The sequence below is a fragment of the Desulfobulbus oralis genome (assembly GCF_002952055.1).
GTDB lineage: Bacteria > Desulfobacterota > Desulfobulbia > Desulfobulbales > Desulfobulbaceae > Desulfobulbus > Desulfobulbus oralis.
In genome coordinates this window covers 366,945-384,175 of sequence record NZ_CP021255.1, presented here as the reverse complement: position 1 = coordinate 384,175, position 17,231 = coordinate 366,945, and the positions used below count along the sequence as shown (strand labels likewise).

Annotated in this window: 16 protein-coding genes and 1 pseudogene; 12 read left to right on the top strand and 5 right to left on the bottom strand. The window is 61.0% G+C overall.

Going from position 1 to position 17,231, the window contains the following annotated elements; genetic code table 11:
• Positions 1 to 4: 4 nt before the first annotated feature.
• Complete coding sequence (locus tag CAY53_RS01530) at positions 5 to 442, bottom strand: OsmC family protein (protein ID WP_104935649.1); 438 nt, start codon at positions 440 to 442, stop codon at positions 5 to 7.
• A gap of 306 nt (positions 443 to 748) precedes the next feature.
• Between CAY53_RS01530 and CAY53_RS01525 the strand changes: the two genes are divergently transcribed.
• Complete coding sequence (locus CAY53_RS01525; protein ID WP_219842697.1) at positions 749 to 2,164, top strand: sigma-54 interaction domain-containing protein; 1,416 nt, start codon at positions 749 to 751, stop codon at positions 2,162 to 2,164.
• A gap of 238 nt (positions 2,165 to 2,402) precedes the next feature.
• On the opposite strand, the gene CAY53_RS01520 is transcribed toward CAY53_RS01525, so the two are convergent.
• The 3 genes from CAY53_RS01520 to CAY53_RS01510 form a co-directional block, all read right to left on the bottom strand.
• The gene (locus CAY53_RS01520) at positions 2,403 to 4,022 is read right to left on the bottom strand and encodes a BCCT family transporter (RefSeq protein WP_104935648.1); all 1,620 of its coding nucleotides are present in this window, start codon (positions 4,020 to 4,022) and stop codon (positions 2,403 to 2,405) included.
• Between the two features lie 340 nt (positions 4,023 to 4,362).
• Positions 4,363 to 4,917, bottom strand: a complete 555-nt coding sequence (locus CAY53_RS01515; protein ID WP_017865861.1) for a hypothetical protein — start codon at positions 4,915 to 4,917, stop codon at positions 4,363 to 4,365.
• Positions 4,918 to 4,944: 27 nt separating this feature from the next.
• Positions 4,945 to 6,831 (bottom strand): alkaline phosphatase family protein, encoded by a 1,887-nt coding sequence (locus CAY53_RS01510; protein WP_104935647.1) that lies wholly within the window; start codon positions 6,829 to 6,831, stop codon positions 4,945 to 4,947.
• A gap of 275 nt (positions 6,832 to 7,106) precedes the next feature.
• Between CAY53_RS01510 and tnpA the strand changes: the two genes are divergently transcribed.
• From tnpA to CAY53_RS01500, 5 genes and pseudogenes are all read left to right on the top strand, one after another.
• Positions 7,107 to 7,550: an IS200/IS605 family transposase gene (tnpA, locus tag CAY53_RS01505; RefSeq protein ID WP_104935414.1), complete on the top strand. Its 444-nt coding sequence runs from the start codon at positions 7,107 to 7,109 to the stop codon at positions 7,548 to 7,550.
• 615 nt (positions 7,551 to 8,165) lie between these two features.
• Positions 8,166 to 8,357, top strand: a complete 192-nt coding sequence (locus CAY53_RS14025) for a transposase (RefSeq protein WP_425430771.1) — start codon at positions 8,166 to 8,168, stop codon at positions 8,355 to 8,357.
• Positions 8,338 to 8,541 (top strand): hypothetical protein, encoded by a 204-nt coding sequence (locus CAY53_RS14020; RefSeq protein WP_146106361.1) that lies wholly within the window; start codon positions 8,338 to 8,340, stop codon positions 8,539 to 8,541. Before CAY53_RS14025 ends, CAY53_RS14020 begins: the two co-directional genes overlap by 20 nt.
• A 247-nt stretch (positions 8,542 to 8,788) precedes the next feature.
• Positions 8,789 to 8,836, top strand: a pseudogene (locus tag CAY53_RS14015) (hypothetical protein); the annotation flags it as partial.
• A gap of 192 nt (positions 8,837 to 9,028) precedes the next feature.
• The gene (locus CAY53_RS01500) at positions 9,029 to 9,688 is read left to right on the top strand and encodes a tetratricopeptide repeat protein (RefSeq protein WP_181040355.1); all 660 of its coding nucleotides are present in this window, start codon (positions 9,029 to 9,031) and stop codon (positions 9,686 to 9,688) included.
• A gap of 31 nt (positions 9,689 to 9,719) precedes the next feature.
• Here CAY53_RS01500 and CAY53_RS01495 read toward each other — a convergent pair whose 3' ends face one another.
• Positions 9,720 to 10,937: a type II secretion system F family protein gene (locus CAY53_RS01495; RefSeq protein ID WP_104935645.1), complete on the bottom strand. Its 1,218-nt coding sequence runs from the start codon at positions 10,935 to 10,937 to the stop codon at positions 9,720 to 9,722.
• Between the two features lie 193 nt (positions 10,938 to 11,130).
• On the opposite strand from CAY53_RS01495, the gene recN reads away from it, so the two are divergent.
• From recN to ruvC, 6 genes are read left to right on the top strand one after another with little or no spacing between them, the layout of a single operon-like run.
• Complete coding sequence (gene recN, locus CAY53_RS01490; protein WP_104935644.1) at positions 11,131 to 12,810, top strand: DNA repair protein RecN; 1,680 nt, start codon at positions 11,131 to 11,133, stop codon at positions 12,808 to 12,810.
• On the top strand, positions 12,807 to 13,841 hold the full coding sequence (locus tag CAY53_RS01485) for a thiamine biosynthesis protein (protein WP_104935643.1): 1,035 nt from the start codon (positions 12,807 to 12,809) through the stop codon (positions 13,839 to 13,841). Before recN ends, CAY53_RS01485 begins: the two co-directional genes overlap by 4 nt.
• Entirely contained in the window at positions 13,838 to 15,346 is a 1,509-nt protein-coding gene (locus tag CAY53_RS01480) for an HD domain-containing protein (RefSeq protein ID WP_104935642.1), read from the top strand. Before CAY53_RS01485 ends, CAY53_RS01480 begins: the two co-directional genes overlap by 4 nt.
• A 1-nt stretch (position 15,347) precedes the next feature.
• On the top strand, positions 15,348 to 15,968 hold the full coding sequence (locus CAY53_RS01475) for an SAM-dependent methyltransferase (protein WP_104935641.1): 621 nt from the start codon (positions 15,348 to 15,350) through the stop codon (positions 15,966 to 15,968).
• A gap of 6 nt (positions 15,969 to 15,974) precedes the next feature.
• Positions 15,975 to 16,721, top strand: coding sequence for a YebC/PmpR family DNA-binding transcriptional regulator (locus CAY53_RS01470; protein WP_104935640.1), 747 nt, complete (start codon positions 15,975 to 15,977; stop codon positions 16,719 to 16,721).
• A gap of 6 nt (positions 16,722 to 16,727) precedes the next feature.
• On the top strand, positions 16,728 to 17,204 hold the full coding sequence (ruvC, locus tag CAY53_RS01465) for a crossover junction endodeoxyribonuclease RuvC (RefSeq protein ID WP_104935639.1): 477 nt from the start codon (positions 16,728 to 16,730) through the stop codon (positions 17,202 to 17,204).
• Positions 17,205 to 17,231 lie beyond the last annotated feature (27 nt).

The window sequence follows — 17,231 nt, the reverse complement described above, 5'->3', positions numbered from 1 at the left end:
TCTCCTAGTCATCCGGACATTCCAGTTTGAGGTTATAGGTTACCGGGAAGGCCGCATCCAGCGAGGCTGACACCAGGCAGCCATTCCGCATGACTTTGCTGACGCGCTCGAAGACATCCTCGTATTCCGCATCCATATGTACGGTGACATCCAGTGTGATCCCCATGATACGGCCCCGGCCCTTGTCGTCGGCTCCAGTCCTGACAGTGGCGCGGGCCCCGATTCTTTCGTATCTGGCGCCGCGGGCGTCGAGCGCCTTGTCCAAGGCGGCCGTGTAGCAGTAGAGCACCGATGCGCCCAGCAGTTTTTTGGCGGTCCCGGCACGTTCCTCTTCGGGCAGGGCCCCGTTGTCAATATGTACACGGCCCAGCGCCGCGCCTGCCATATCCAGATCAATGATCGCCCCGTGGCGTTCCAGAGAGACGGAAAGTTCCTGCGACATGTAGCTGCTCCTTTTGGAGGTTACAGGGTCATGGCCGGCCGAACGGCCTCAAAAAGAGACGGGGCTCGTTATGCCACCGAAAACGTCATCCTATGAAATGCACAATCTATACCAAAGCTCCAGAATTTCCTGAAGCTCTATGACGGCCGATGCCTTCTGAACCCTCACAGCAAGCTGTCCCTGCTCATGCTGCGGGCTGCCGCCAGATCAGACAATGAAATTCACTTGTAAAAAAAGCGACATTCCTGTCGCATTCCATGACAGATAGTCGTAAAAAAGAAAGGAACAAAGGTGGAGCGGCGGGGCATGAGCCAAGACGAGGAGAACACCATGGATGCTGTTCAGGACGAACGGGAAGACAGGCGGCTTCAAATCAGACTGGACAAGCTGCTCAACCGGCTGCCTGGTTTGGTGTATCGTTGTAAAATCGAGGAGAATTTTGCACTGACCCTGGAGTATGCCAGCGCGGGCAGCGAAAGCCTCTTGGGCATTCCGGCCGAGGAAATGGTGGCCAAGCGCTGGAACACCATCGAACGCATGACCCTGCCAGCCGATTTGCAGCGTATGCGGCCCCTGTTGTACGACAAAGTTGTCGCGCATGAACCCTATGAGGTCATGTACCGGCTGCTGCTGCCCAGCGGGCGGCTTAAATGGGTTTGGGATCAGGGCGAGGCGGTCTATGACGACGGCGGCTTGCCCCTGTACCTGGAGGGGCTGATGATGGACGTGAGCGAACAGAAATTCCAGGAGCTGGCCCTGCAGGAGGAGAACCGCCAGCTCAAGATGGATCTGGAGCGCACAGACGGTCTGGGTGATATCGTGGGCAAAAGCGAGGGCATGCGCCGGGTCTATAACCTGATTCTCAAGGCGGCTGAAATGGACGCCAACGTGATCATCTATGGGGAAACGGGCTGCGGCAAGGACCTCGTGGCTCGTGCCATCCACAACTACAGCGGCCGCAAGGGCGCCTACGTGCCGGTCAACTGTGGGGCCATTCCCGAGAATCTGCTGGAGAGCGAGTTTTTCGGCTATGCCCGAGGCGCCTTTACCGGCGCCACCGCTCCAAAGGATGGCTTTTTCGCTGCCGCTGACCACGGCACCCTTTTCCTGGACGAGATCGGCGAGCTGCCCCTGCGCCAGCAGGTCAAATTCCTGAGAGTTTTAGAAACCAAGAGCTACCGGCCCCTGGGCAGCAATACGACCAGGAAGTCCTCCTTCCGCCTGATTGCAGCCACCAACAGGGATCTCGCGATGCTTGTCAGGGAGAACAAGGCCCGGGCTGACTTCTACTACCGCATCAATGTCCTGACCATCGACATCCCGGCACTGCGCGAGCGCAAGGAAGACATTCCCCTGCTCGTGGATGCCTGGCGCAGCCGCAACGGCATTGATCTCAGGCTGAGCAGAACCACGCGTCTGGCCATGGCGCATTACGACTGGCCCGGCAATGTCCGTGAACTGCAGAACTTTCTGGACCGCTATGCCGCTTTCGGCGAATCTGTAGTCGACAGCCTCGGCAGGATGGAAGATTTTCTTCTGCCTGTTTCCGAAACACTGACTCTGGAAGAAGCCACCCGCCAGTTCGAAGGGACGATGATCCTCAAAGCCCTGGAAAGGTGCCGCTGGCACCGAGGCAAAGCGGCTGAGGCACTGGGGCTCAATCTGCGCACCCTGCAGCGCAGGATCAAGACACTGGGGCTGAACCCGAAACAAACAGTCTGAAGGGGTGGGCCTTCGGTCTGCCAATCTGAACATCTCATGGGCTTGCTGGCTCTGCTCATCTAAGCCTGCATCCTTGCGGCGCTTTTCTCATCTGAGACTGTTTGCCAGACCAGTGCTGTCGCTGCCTCTGGAAGCCGATATTGAAAAAGGCCACAATGCCAGACATTGCGGCCTTTCTTTTCTGATGGAAACGGCCTGTTTTTCCCCAGTTCTTCTACAACCGGGGCCAAGGCTGCTTTCAATCTTTTCCCTGAACTTCCGCCAGGTCCTGCAGTGTCTGTTCGGCGATCAAGCGCCGGCCTTCCTTGTGGATGATTTTCAACCAGCTCAGCGTCAGAATGACTCCAGGTACGGCCATGAGCGCCCCCGAAAGGTTGCCAAAAATTTTGGCCACTCCCAGGCCGCCGATGGCAAGAAGTCCCAAGGCCAGCAAAGCCTGGGCTATGGCCCAGAATACGCGATGCCTGCGGTCCGGATCGCAGCCGGCGGGCATACTTCTGGTGGCGACGGAGGACACGACGTAACAGCCGGAATCCACGCTGGTTGCCAAAAATATGGTGGAAAAGACGCAGTAGACCAGCATCAGGGGCTTTGCCAGGGGAAGAGTGCCCAAAACCGCCATCATGGCCGCTGGTCCACCCTTTTCGTTGAGGATGGCCACGGCATCCACCAGCCCGGTCTGCTGGGCCCACAGGGTATAAGAGGCGAAAACCCCGTGGATAAGATACCCGCCCGCAATGCAGCCAAACATGCCCCAGAGGATGATTTCACGCACGGTACGGCCCCGGGAAATGCGGGCAACGAACAGGCCCATGAAACAACCATAGCCCAACCAGAACAGGGCGTAGAAAATGGTCCAGTCCTTGGGGAAACTGTCGCCGCCAAAGGGATCGGTCCAGAAGGTCATGTTCATGTAGTTGCCGAGCATTTTGCCCAAGGCGTTGGTAAAGGTACTGAACAGTGTTGCTGTAGGGCCGCAGAGCGCGCCGTAGGCGACCATGCTCAGGGCGATCACCACATTGGCGTTGCTCAACCACTTGATGCCTCTGTCCAGGCCAAGATACACGCTGGTGCCGGCGATGCCGGCACTGATCAGAAGAATGCACAGTTGCACGGAAAAGGCTGGTTTAATACCAAAAACCTCGACCAGGGCGGCTTCCACTGTGGGCAGGGAAATGCACATGGTCACGGCAGTGCAGAACAAAAGACCCAGGATGAAAAAGACATCCATGATGCGGCCCAGCGGTCCGTTTGTCTGCGGGCCGATCAGATCTTCAGCCGCGGAGCTGATACGCAGAAAGGGCTTCCTGCGGACGTGAAAGATATAGGCGATGGGCAGGGCGATGATAAAAAAGCTGGCCCAGGCATTGGGTCCCCAGTGCAGGAGAAGATAGGCCAGAGCCCATTCAAAGGCTTCGCGGCTCATGGCTGCGGCATGCTGTGGCGGACTCGTCAGGTCATACAGGGGTTCCGCTATGGACCAAAACATGACCGCGCCGGCAACGCCGGAGCAGAAGATCATGGCGACCCACGACGGCAGTGAAAATTCCGGCTTCTCGGCGGCCCGCCCAAAGCGGATGGCCCCATACCTGCTGAAGGCGAAGCAGAAACACAGAAGGATAAAGCCCATCGTCAACCACAGGTAAAGGACACCGAACCTGTCGGCCAGGGGGGTATAGATGGCCGCGATGATTTTTTCCGACGTCTTGGGCCAAATGAGGGATGGCAGAGCCACCAGGAGAATGACCAGGATGGACGGAACGAAAATGCCCAGCTCGGGGCGGAGATCAATCCTGGCTGGAGACTCAATGCGCGAGGCACCTTGCGATCCTTTTTCAAGTTCATGTCGCTGGCTCATAGCTGCTCCTATGGGTGAAATTGAGGGTTCCGCATTCTTGCCAGGAAAAACCGGTGTCTACACTTCCGCTGGAAAAGAACTGCGCTGCACTCATATTGCCGACCGGCCCGAGCCGGGGATGTAGATACCCTTCCCCGGCGGGCAGAGGATGGCGTGGCATCCACGGTTCGGACAATGGGACTGACCCTGGTGCCGGGTCACGGTCAGGTGCTGCTTCCTCGTAACGGCGCCTGAATCCAGATGGAGCGAGCTCCTTGTCTTCATAGATCGCTCTTGCCTGTGCAGAAGCCGGATTTCGGCAACGCCGCGGATACAGCCAAACTCCGGGACACAAGGACTCTCAGGCGCAGTCGTGCTTGTCCCAGGGCTCGCGGCTGTTGCGTTCGATGACAGACTCCATCCGGGCCAGGGCCTCCTGGAGCTTGATGATTTCGTTGAGTTTCAGGTTGGGATCCTTCAGCACCTGATAGATAATGGCGGCGGTACAGCCTTCGTCGATGGGCAGATCGGCGATGGTGGCAATGGTCAGAACGATGTCATCCGCATTGACCTTGCGGTCGATCCTCCCCGCATTCCTGTTGACGGCCATACCGTAAAAGGCCACGCCGTCATCGGCAGCGACAACCACAACCGTGCGTCGGTTGGCCGCTTCCAGCGCTGCGGCGAGTGCTTCCTCCTTGCCGCTGATCACGGCGAAGATCGTGTCCTCCAAGGCACTGGCCAGGGAAGCCGCGTCGGTCCGCACTCCTCCCAGGGCAAGTGCTCGGTCCACCAGACCACCCCTGTCCGCATTGGTGAGCACGGCCGCCTTTTTGTTCAGTTTGTCCAAGGCATCGCCAGTCCCGACCAGACTCATGCCGGAGGCATCCACAAGAATCGCTTTTTTGTCAGCCATAGTCTTTCCCCGTAATGATGGTTGAGGTTATTTCACAAGGTTCGGGTCTTCCATGATCTGATAAATGGGCGCACCCTCGGTATCTGCCGGAACGGGCTGGCCCGTCATGTAGCAGAGGGTGGGCACGATGTCTGCCAGCCAGCGCGGGCGCGGATAGACATAGCCCTTCTTGACATTGGGGCCGCGGAACATGAGCAGATTCTTCAGGCTGCCGCAGCCGGACTCGCCGGTCGGCAGACCATAACCATGTTCGGCCATGTACTCGGGCTTAAGCACATAGACGACATCTCCCGCCTGACTGCCACCCATGCCAAAGACCTGCGCATCCTCCCTGCGCAGGGCGATGAGCACCGGCCGCTCTCCGGTTTCGGGGTGACGATAGTCGAGCAGGGCGTCAATGATTTCCGAGCGCACCTTTTCGTAATCCTCAGGCTCCACAATGCCACCGGGATATTTGCCTTTGAGGTTCACGTAAACGAACATGTAGCGCTGCGGCACGGCCTTGGATTTGCTCACATCCAGCACGTAGTTGAAGCCTTCCGTCTCTTCGTAAATGTCCCAGTAATCCTCCGACTTCTTGGGTTCGTAGGAGCACAGGCCGGCCTGCTTGAGGGCGTGGGCCGTGTTCAGGATCGGCCCAAGCGGCGTGGCGCCGTGATCCGAGCAGCAGCAGATAAGGGTATCCTCGCCCAAGGCATCCATGAGTTTGCCCAGCAGGCGGTCCTCCACAGTGTAGATGTGGCGCTCCATTTTCTCTGCAGCAGCGCGTACCTTTTCATCTTTGCTGTCCAGAGCGCTCAGCCAGCCGTGATAGAACCAGTCAATGGGATGGGAATGCATGTAGAAGAGATCCCAATCTGGATTGGCCTTCAGCACGCAGCTTATGGTGTTCCAGAGCCAGGCGCTGTGGAATTCGACCAGCTCGCAGACTGTCTCTGTGTCGATGATGCCGTGCAGAAAGGCCACCAGACCAATGTCGTTGGCAGTGATCTGTTTGGAAAAATCGATCTGAGCGGCGGCCTCCGGCGGGGCAATGAAACCGGTGCGGCCTGCTATGCCGGACACATAGAGTTTGAACTCTTCCGCGTCGTCGGAAAGCTGCATCAATTTGCAGCGAAAGACGCCCTTTTCGCTGCGGCCGCCGGCAATGACCCTGAAGTCGTGTTCCACCGGCTCGCTCCACTCCCCCAGACTGATGGTGAAGAAGGCCTTACTGAAGTCCTTCTCAGGTGCGACGGTGATGCGGTCATAGCCTTCATTGCCGCTCTGCCAGGCCAGTACATGCCAGGTCTGGTCCTCGACCGGATCAACGCCTTCCTTGAAGTGCAGCTTCACAGACATGTCCAGGGGTTCATCCATTTCGGGCAGGTTCTTCCAGCCGGTGGCGTCATCGAAGTGAGCCTGCACGCCCATCGGGTAAAACTCGGTGGATATGACGCTCTCCGAAGCCAAGAACTCCCTGTGCTCGTTGCCGTGCAGGGGCCAGCGGGTTTCTGCCGGGGAAAGCCCCTGCCCCATGACCATGACGCCGTTTTTCATGCGTGAAGGCCAGCCCATAGGATAGTTGATCACGAGGCATTTCTTCCCGACCCTGTCCCAGCGGTCCCAGATGGTCTCGGCGGTCAAGATGCTGGAGCCGAAGGCCTGCGAGGTAAACTTGTAATCCAGCGACTGCCCTTCGTGATAGTAGTAGTAGTCTTCGACGCCATGGGTACGCGGATAGGCGCCCGTGCAGATCGTCGCCCAAGAGGGTGGCGTCACGGTGGGTAAGTTGTAGCCTTCAGGAATGAAGCTGCCCTCCTTCATGAAGCGGCGGAAGTTGTCAAGTCCGCCCTCATCCAACATCTTCATGAGACGCTTGGGGATGAGACAGTCGTAGCCGATCAGGGCTGCACGTTTCGCTTTTTGGGTCATCGCCATTTCTCCTTGGCCGGCCTCTTGCCGCCGGGTTGTTGGATCGGTTGTTCCCATAATTTTCAATAATCGTGCCAAAGCCCCCGGCCCGAAACGCCTCTTCGTCTTGCATGTGCCGCTCTCCATGGCCGTTGCATGGGCCTGTCAACCTGTTTGGCGGCGACAGACAGACAATCATGTCGAACCTGCAGAAGAGATGGTTTTTAATGTCTCTTTCTGGGAATGGGAGAAAATCCCTCGCCTTGAGGCGAAGACTTCAGTAGGTTTGCGATACTATGGATGACTATGCGTATCGCAAAGGCTCGCATTCAATTTATTCCCTCAAGGTCCATATTGTATGGATTACCAAGTATCGCAAACCGGTTCTCTTTGGAGACGTGGCCGTGCGTTTACGGGATCTGATACGAGAAATATGCCGATCCATGGATATAGATATTTTGAAAGGGCACGTCTCCAAAGATCATGTACATCTGTTTGTTTCGCTTCCTCCACAGATTTCTGTGAGTAAATTGGTTGGCCGCATAAAAGGGAAAACCTCACGCAAGCTGCTTGCAGAAAACCGACGTTTGTCCGGGCAATTTTGGGGCCGTCATCTGTGGGGTCGCGGATATTTTGCCGCCAGTTCAGGCAATGTCACAGACGATGTCATCATGCAATATATTGCAGAGCAGGACTTGGAGGAGCGAGCCCACGATGACGATTTTACCCTGGCTCCGTAAGCCGCCTTGCAGGCGGCAATGGTTCGAAGCTACCGCCTTTAGGCGGTAGAGAATTCACTTTAACAAAATGATTCATTATTTTTTTTGATACCATATTTGTCTTGCTCCACGACACTTCTGTCGTATTGGCGAGCCCGAATGGAGCGCTTGCAGAATTACCCATGCGAAGTGCCTGCTGCTCAGGCCTCATTAATTGAGAGAGAATATAACGGAAGCCGCGAGGCACAGAGCTGAAAAGAACGTACGTGCGCAGCGGTCATAACGCATGTCTAGAGCATTTCAACTTTCAGATTATTGAAGAAAAGTTTAGAGTCGAGGCATGAAAACAGCCAGTTCAGAACTACGCGCGGTTGCGGTCAGGTCCTATGGAGCGGGTATCGGGCCTCTATTTTTCCGAGGCTGAACGCCTTGAACTTGTTGAACTGATTGGGAAGCAGCCGGATATCACATGAGAGGAACTCCGCTCGCACTTCGAAAAGATTGCTCGTTGAATGCCATTCACAAGCTCCTAAAAAAAAATCGGCTTTGTCGTTAAAAACACTCTGCGGGCCAGCGAACAGGAAGGCCTGGATATAGCCCAGACCAGAGGGGCATGGGCAGAGTTTCAAAAAACGCTTGCCCCCAAATCGCCTGGTTTTTCTCGATGAATCCGGTGGAAAAACCAATATGACCCGATTGTATGGCCGCGCTTTAAAGGGCGCGCGTTGTCATGACGCAGCGCCCCACGGGCACTGGGAGGCAGTGACGGTTTTATCTTCCATCCGCCTGGACGGGACGACAGAGTGTCTTGTTTTTACCGGCCTATAGCCCTGACCTGAATCCCATCCAAAAGATGTGGAGCAAAGTGCAGCAGCTACTGTGGCGGATAAAGGCCGGAACCAACGAAAACCTGATTGCGAGAGTCGGGAACGCCCTGGACCGCGTTTCTGCAAACGATGCCCAGGGCTGGTTCAGATCTTCTATATACAATCGTAAAGGTGAAATGCTCTAAACGACCAAGGCAAATCCCCTTGAACGGCTCCAAACTTATTCTTCGATGGGGCCTTAAAATGAGGATGGCATGCTGCACTCAAAAAGATTTTTGACGACTTCCAGGGGCAGATGGCAGCAGGGCAGGGCGGAAGCTGCTGGCTGGTAGTCACTGGTACCGCCAACCCTCTGCCGGAATCCGCTCTGTCCCTTTACGCCTTTCGTCCCACACGCGGTGCATTGTGCAATGAGCTGCCGCCTTTTGTTCAATGCCTTTGCAGGGGAATGCCGATGCGGCTCTGGCATTCGCGTGGTTTCAGAAGGCCGCTCTCCAGGGCTACGCCGATGGCCAGAGCAAATTGGGCGCCATGTACTTCGCGGGGCGGGGCCAGGAACGAGGGGCAGTTCATTTTTTGGACGCGCAAAGCCGCGGAACAGGGCCATGCCCTTGCCCAGGGCAATTTGGGCTGGGCTTACGAAGAGGGTCGGGGGGTGGGCCGGGATGCCCGTTGGCCGCAGAATGGTACGGCAAGGCCTATCAGGGGCTGCCCGGGATGGCGGAGGCCGGGCATCCGGCAGCCCAGTTCAGAGTGGGCAATATGTATCTCATGGGCTTGGGTCTGCCCAAAGGTGAAAAAAAGGGGCTGGCGTGGATCCGCAAGGCAGCCGAGGCAGGCTGCATCACGGCACAGGCCCAATTGGGCTCCCTGTACGCCCGGGGAGGTGGCGTAGCCAAAGACGAGCAACAGGCTGTCGAATGGTATCGCAAGGCGATCGCTGCGGACAATTACGCCCCGGCACAGTACAATCTCGCCTTGATGCATGCCCTGGGGCAGGGTATGCCCAAAGATGAAAAAAAGGCCGCATCGCTGTTTCGCCAGGCGGCGGATCAAGGTCTGCCGCAGGCGCAGTATGCTGTAAAACTGGCAGCAGTCTGGTTTCGCAGGGGCGCGGACAATGGCGACGCCATGGCCCAGTGCGCTTTGGGCCGCATGTATCTGCAGGGCCGGATCACCTCTCCGGACGACGGTCCTTTGACCAAAGCCCGGCGGGCCCTGAGCGGGGCCACGGCAGCGGACAGGCAGATGGGCAACAGGGACGCGCAGAGGGAGCTGGCGGCCTTGGAGCGGCAGGCGCAGCCTTTCTGGCGGCGCTGGTTCCGGCACTGAGCGCGTTCCCGGGCTGCCTGCAGCTCGGGCCTCAGTGCACAAGCTGGTTCATCTCGAAGACGGGCAGAAGCACGGCTGCCACGAGAAAGGCCACCACCAGGCCCATGGCCAGAATCATCACCGGCTCGATCAGGGTGGTCAGGCCCATGATTTTTGCCTCCAGCTCGCGCTCCAGATGCTCGGCCGCCTTGGCGAGCAGCTCGTCCAGCGCGCCGCTCTGTTCGCCCACGGCCATCATCTGCGTCAGCATGGGCGGGCACCAGTCCTGGCCGCGGAAATGCGCGGCCAGACTCTGTCCCTTTTCCAGCGTTCCGCAGGCGGCCCGGATGCCTTCGCCGATCAGGATATTGCCGGAAAGGTTGCTGACAATGGCCAGCGCATCCACCAGGGGCACGCCCGCATGCACAAGGCTTGCGAGCGCGCGGGCAAAGCGGGCCGCAGCCTGCTTTTTCCTGAGGGGACCCACAAAGGGCAGGCGTAGCTGCAGGCGGTGCCAGCGCCGCTTGCCGGCCTCGCTTTTCAGGAAGCGGTGCAGAGCGCAGCCCAGGGCCGCAAGCGCCACGAGGAGCGGCAGCCAGAAGTGGCGCAGACCGGCGCTCAACTGCATCAAGAGCGTGGTGGCTAGGGGCAGTGCCTGTTCGCTTTCTGCGAAAACCGCCGTGATTTTGGGCAAGACCACGGTCAGCAGCAGCACCAGCATGGCTGCGCCGCTCAAGGCCAGAAACAGCGGATAGAGCAGGGCGGCCCGGATGCGGCTTTGCAGTCCCTGCTCCCGCTCGCCGAAATCCGCCAACTGCGTCAGCACCAGCGGCAGGGTGCCGGAGGCCTCGCCGGCTCTGACCATGTTGATGAAAATGGGGGAGAAAAGCCCGGGATGCCCTGCCAGGGCGGCGCTCAGGGGCTGGCCTTCCTGCACCGCCTCCCGGAGCCCGGCCAGGACTATGCCCAGGGCCGGATCGTCGCCCTGCTCGATCAGGCCGTTCAAGGCCGGTACCAGCGGAATGCCCGCGCTCAGGAGCGTGGCGAGCTGGCGGGTGAAGAGCGGGATCTGCCGCTTTTGCCGGAAGGCAGGGCCGCTGCGCATGAGGCGTTTCAGACTGAAAGCGGCCTGATCCGCGCCGGTCAGCCCGATTGGATACTGGTCCTGGCCGCGGATTTTCTGCCGGGCCGCGGCAGGGGATTCGGCATCGATCAGGCCGCTGATCTGCCGGCCCTCCTTGTCCAGGGCAGTGTATTCATAAACCGGCATGGGCGGCGCATCTCGGCGCAGAGAGCTGGGCTTCGGGGCTGTGCATGGATGAAACTCTGGTAGGAAAGCGGGTATTTTTGCTGTATAAAAATGCCGTGCGCCCGGGGTCTTTCTTGGCCCGGCGCCTGTCGCGGAAAATACCGGCGGCCCTGGCGCCGGTCAAGGGAAATTGCCCGAAAGGAAGGCAGCATCCATGTTGCAGGAGCTTCGCATCCACAATCTCGCCCTGATCGGGGCCCTGAGCCTGAGCTGGCCGGATGGCGCCAGCGGGCTCTCCGTACTCACCGGCGAGACCGGCGCGGGCAAGTCCATCATTTTACAGGCCCTGGGCCTGCTCACCGGCGGCCGTGGGGCTGGAACCTGGGTGCGCGAGGGTTGCGAGCAGGCCGGCATAGAGGCCGTGTTTTCGGCGGGCGCCGCCAGCGGCGCCGTGGCGGGGCTTCTGGAGGAACACGGGCTGGAGCCCGAAGGCGACGTGATTCTGGTGCGGCGCCTGCTCTCCAGGGACGGCCGCTCAAGGCTTTTCGTGAACGACCGGAGCGTGACTGCCAAAGTCACCGCCGAGCTGGGCAGCCTGCTCGTGAACATCGCGGGCCAGCACGACCAGCAGCAGCTCCTGCAGGCCCGTTCCCACCTGGATTTTCTGGACAGTTACGGCGAACTCTTCGAACTTAGGCAAAGGTATGCCGCCGACTATGCCGCCTGCCGGCAGGCGGAGGCGGCGCTGCAGGCGCTTAGGGAGCGGGAGGCCGGCAGGGAACGGGAGCGCGATTTCCTCAGGCTGCAGTTGGAGGAAATCAGAAAGATCCAGCCCGCAGCCGGCGAGGACGAGGCGCTGATCCGCGAGCGCGAGCGGCTGAAATCCTCCGAGGCGCTGCTCGCGCACATGAATGCGGCGCTGCGGCACTTGGGCGAGGCGGAGGATTTGCTCGTGGCCGTGAAGAGACAGGTCGAGCAGGCCGTCGCCCTGGATGCCGGACTGATGCCCCTGGCCGAGCGGGCGGCATCTGCGGGTTTTGAACTGGAAGACCTGAGAAGCACGGTGGACAGGTATCTGGGCCAGTTGCCGACCGATACCAGCCGCCTGGAGCTGATTGCCGCGCGGCTGGCCGATCTGAAGCAACTGGAACGCAAGTTCGGGCCGACTCTGGCCGATGTCCTGGCCTTTGCCGGACGGGCGGCCCGGGAGCTGGAGATTCTGGACAACATGGATGAGGAGATCCGCCGGGCAGGCCAGGCCGCGGACAAGGCCTGCCGGCAGGCGGAGCGGAGCGCCGAGACCCTGAGCCAGGCAAGGGCCCGGGCTGCGGAGCGGATGGCAGCGCGCATGGAGCGCGAACTGGCCTCCCTCGACTTCGCCCGGCCCCTGTTCCAGGTGGCGCAGCACCGGGCGGCCAGGCTTGGCCCCACGGGCCGGGACGAGGTGGAATTCCTCTTTTCCGCCAATCCCGGCGAGTCGCCCAGGCCGCTTGCGAAAATCGTGTCCGGCGGCGAACTCTCGCGCATGCTTTTGGCCATGAAATGCCTGCTGGCCCGGCGGGATGCGGTGGAAACGGTTATTTTCGACGAGGTGGACAGCGGCATTGGCGGCCAGGCCGCCGAGGCGGTGGCGGAAAAGATCGCGGAACTCTCCAGCCATCATCAGGTGCTCTGCATCACCCACCTGCCGCAGATCGCGGCCCGGGCGGACTGGCATTTTCTGGTGACGAAACAGGTGGCGGATGGCCGCACCAGCACCGGCATTACCCTGCTGGACGAGGCCGCGCGCCGGGCCGAGCTGGCCCGCATGCTGGACGGCGAGCGGGCCGGAGCGGAAACCCATGCCTATGTGCGTGAACTCCTGGCCAGAAAGGGCCGGGGGAGCGGGGCATGACCAGGGCGCTGGCGCTCTTTTCCGGCGGACTGGATTCCATTCTGGCCTGCCGGGTGCTGATGGCGCAGGGTATCGATGTGGTGGCGCTGCGGTTCATCACGCCCTTTTTTGCCGCGGATGTGGGCGATGCGGAGCGCTACCAGGCGGAGATGCGCGCGAAGTACGGCATTGGCGTGCAGGTACGGGATGTGAGCCGGGAATTCATGGCCGTGCTGCGCCATCCTGCCCATGGCTTTGGCCATAACTTCAATCCCTGCATCGATTGCAGGATCTTCATGCTGAGAACGGCGCGGGCGCTTTTGGCCGAATACGGTGCGGCCTTTCTGGCCACCGGCGAGGTGCTGGGGCAGCGACCCATGTCCCAGCGCCGGGACGCCATGGGGATCATCGAGCGGGATTCCGGCTGCGGGGGCCTGCTTGTGCGGCCGCTCTGCGCACAATTGCTGCCTGCCACGCGCGCGGAACAGGAGGGTCTGGTCGACCGCCTGCGGCTTCTCCGTCTTTCGGGCCGGGGCCGCGCTGAACAGAAGCGTCTGGCCGCGCTGTTCGGAATCCGGGATTATCCGGCCCCGGCAGGGGGCTGTCTGCTCACGGATGTGAACCTGGGCCCCCGTTTCCGCCGTTTTGCCCCGGGCATTTTCGGCCTGCCCGATGTGGCGGCGCAGGTGGACAGCTTCAGACTGCTGCTCACGGGCAGGCATTTCGAGCCGGCGCCGGGACTGTGGCTGGTTTTGGGCCGCAACCAGCAGGACAACGAGCGGCTCCTGGCCCTGCGCGCACCGGGCGACTGGCTTTTGACCACGGTGGACCGCCCTGGCCCGCTTGGTCTTTTGCGGAGCCTGGGCGGCGAGATGGGGGCAGCCGGGAACGGGGGCCTGGCGGGCATCGCAGCCGGTCTCCTTTTGCGTTACGCCAGAAAGGTGGACGGCCGTGCGGCACCAGGCGTGGTCCGGCTGGAGAGCGAGACAGGCCTGCGGGAAGGCCGTTTTGCGCCACTGGGCGAGGCGGCGCTGGAGGCATTGATGGTATGAGTGCGGAAAAACTTGTGAGCCAGGAGCAGGTCTCCCGTCTGCTGCCGCTGCCCCTGCGGACGGCGCTCACGGCCCTGCGCCGGGAGCTGCCGGCAGCCGCCCCGGAACTGTATCTGGTCGGCGGCACGCTGCGTGATCTGCTGCTGGGCCGTGAGGTGCACGACATCGATCTGTGTGTGCCCCGGGCCGCGGTGGCCTTTGCCCGGGCGCTTGCCGAACGGGCGGGCGCCGCCTTCGTGTGTCTGGATGAGGGCGAGGATGTGGCCCGGGTGGTGTTGCCCGCCGGCCCGGAAGTGGATATCGCCGCCTTCCGCGGGGCCACGGTCACGATCGAGCAGGATCTGCAGCTTCGGGATTTTACCCTGAATGCGCTGGCGCTGGATCTGGCCGCCTTCCTGGACGGGGATACTGACAGGGCGCTTGCCTGCATCGATCCCTGCGGCGCTCAGGCGGACATTGCGGCCCGCGTGATCCGGCCAACCCACGAGCACGCCTTTGCGGCCGATCCCCTGCGGATGCTCAGGGCCTACCGGCTGGCCGCCACCCTGGATTGCGGGCTGGCGCCGGAGACCAGGGCCCTGGTGCGCAGAGATTTCAGCCTCATCGTCCGCTCCGCCGGGGAACGGGTGGCATCCGAGCTGAACGCCCTTCTGCTCTCGTCCCACGCCTCTTCGGCCATACAGTGCATGGCAGAGGACGGGCTGCTCTTTGCCGTGATTCCGGAGCTGGCCCTGGGCAGGGATGTGAGTCAGCCCAGGGCCTTTCATCACCTGAATGTGCTGGAGCACAATCTGGAAGCGCTGAAGCAGGCGGAATTGCTGGTGGCCCGGCCCGGGGCCTTTTTCCCGGACTGCGCCCCGCCCCTGCAGGACTGGCTCGCAGCAGCCGACGCCGTGCTGGTGCTCAAGTGGGCGGCCCTGCTGCACGATGTGGGCAAGCCGGCGGCCCGGCAGGAGCGGCAGGGCAGGCTCACCTTTTACCAGCACGAGCAGGCCGGTGTGCAGTTGGTGCGGGAACTGGCCCAGCGGCTGCGCTGGAGTACGCGGCACAGCGAGCGGGTCTGCCGGCTCGTGGCCCTGCACATGCGGCCCTATCAACTGCTGCATGCGGCCCGCAGCAGCGGCGGCTTGAGCCTCCGGGCCTGCATCCGGGCGGTGCAGGCGGTGGATGAGGATTTGCCCGGCCTTTTGCTCCTCTGTCAGGCCGATACCCTGGCGGGTCGGGGCGAGCGGCGACCGGCCGATCTGGAGGCGCAGGTGGCGTGGATCGCGGATCGCCTGCTGCAGGTGCGGGCAGAGCGGGTCATGCCGGTGCAGACCGCGCCGCCGCTGCTGACCGGCCATGATCTGATGGACAGGCTGGGTCTGCAACCCGGGCCGCTGTTCAAAAAAATCCTCGGTGCCGTGGCCCTGGCCCGCATGGAAGGCGGCATCGCCACCCGCCGGGAAGCCTTGGCCCTGGCCAGGGAGATGGCGGCCGCGGCGAACCGTGAGGGTGGGGCCTAGGATGCGCAGGGAAAAGGATTTCTACTTTTACAAGGCCAAAAAGGAGCACTATCCGGCCCGTTCCGTGTACAAGCTGGCGGAGGCGCAGGAGCGCTGCCGCTTTTTGAAGCCCGGCCAGCGGGTGCTGGATCTGGGCTGCCATCCGGGAAGCTGGAGTCTCTATGCCGCGGGCGTGGTGGGTGCAAAGGGCCTGGTTGTGGGCATTGACCAACATCATGGGGCGGAGCTGCAGCAAAAATCCGGTGCCGAAATCCACAGGCTCTGTTATGATGTCTTCTCTCCGGAACTGGTGCCCCTGTTGCGCCACAGATGGCCTGGTTTTCATGTGCTTTTGAGCGACATGGCCCCAGCCACCACTGGCAGCCAGTATGCGGATCATCAGCAGTCGCTCGCCCTCTGCCGCCGGGCCCTGGAGCTGGCCGGCCAGCTTTTGCACGAAAACGGCACCTTTTACTGCAAGCTCTTTCAGGGCGGCGATTGTCCCGCCTTTCTGGCCGAATGCAAGCCGCTCTTCACCACGGTCAGGGTGCTGAAACCACGGAGTTCCCGACAGGAAAGTCGAGAAATTTTTGTTCTGGGGCTGGGATATCGCCGGCCAAAACAGCAGGAAAACAAGGAGTAGATACGCGTGTCCGGTCATTCTAAGTGGAGTACCATCAAGCGGAAAAAGGGAGCAAATGACGCCAGGCGCGGCCAGATGTTCACCAAGCTGATCAAGGAAATCACCATTGCCGCCCGCAGCGGCGGCGGTGACCCGGCGGGCAATCCCCGGCTGCGCAGCGCTATTCTGGCGGCCAAGGCGGAAAATATGCCCAAGGACAACATCGATCGCGCCATCAAGAAGGGGACGGGCGAGCTGGACGGGGCGGTCTATGAGGAAATCCTCTACGAAGGCTACGGCCCCGGTGGCGTGGCCATTCTGGTCGAGGCCATGACCGACAACAAGAACCGCACCGTGGCGGATATCCGTCACTTCTTCACCAAGAGCGGCGGCAACCTGGGCGAATCGAACTGTGTGGCCTGGATGTTTGACCAGAAGGGTTCGATTGCCGTGGACAAGGAGGGCATGAGCGAGGAAGAGCTGATGGAACTGGCGCTGGAAGCGGGCGCCGAAGACGTGGTCGAGGATGGGGATGGTTTCCAGATCCTGACTGCGCCGGAAGATTTCAACGATGTGGTGGAGAAGCTGGAAGGCAAGGTCAGGTTTAACGAGGCGGGTCTGGCCAGGATTCCCAAAAACACCATTGCGGTTGCCGAAGAAAAAACGGCCCAGTCCCTGCTCAGACTGCTGGAAAACCTGGAAGACCATGACGATGTGCAGAAGGTGTCGGCCAACTTCGACATCTCCGACGACATTATGGATAAGATTTCCTGAGTGCCGATGCGCATCCTGGGCATTGATCCGGGGTCGCGGATTACCGGCTACGGCGTGATCGAGTCGCAGGGAAACGAACTGGGCTTTGTGGCCTGCGGGACGATTCGCACCGCAGGCGAGCCGGATTTCGGCCACCGTCTTTTGGCCATTTTCTCCGCTTTGCAGGATGTGGCCGCCCAGTACGCGCCGGAGGCGGCAGCGGTGGAGGAGGTCTTTGTGGCCAGATCGCCCCGCTCCGCCCTCAAACTGGGGCAGGCGAGGGGGGCGGCCGTGGTGGCGGCCCTGTCCGCCGGACTTTCGATTTTCAACTACAGCCCGCGGCTGGTCAAGCAGAGCGTGGCCGGCTATGGGCAGGCCGACAAGGGCCAGGTGCGCTACATGGTGCGCGTGCTGTTGGGCCTGAATGCGGAGCCTTCAAGCGATGCGGCGGACGCACTGGCTCTGGCCATCTGCCACGCCCATCACAGTGCCCTGCCCCTGTGAGGGGCTCTCTTTCCCTTTTCCTGTGCT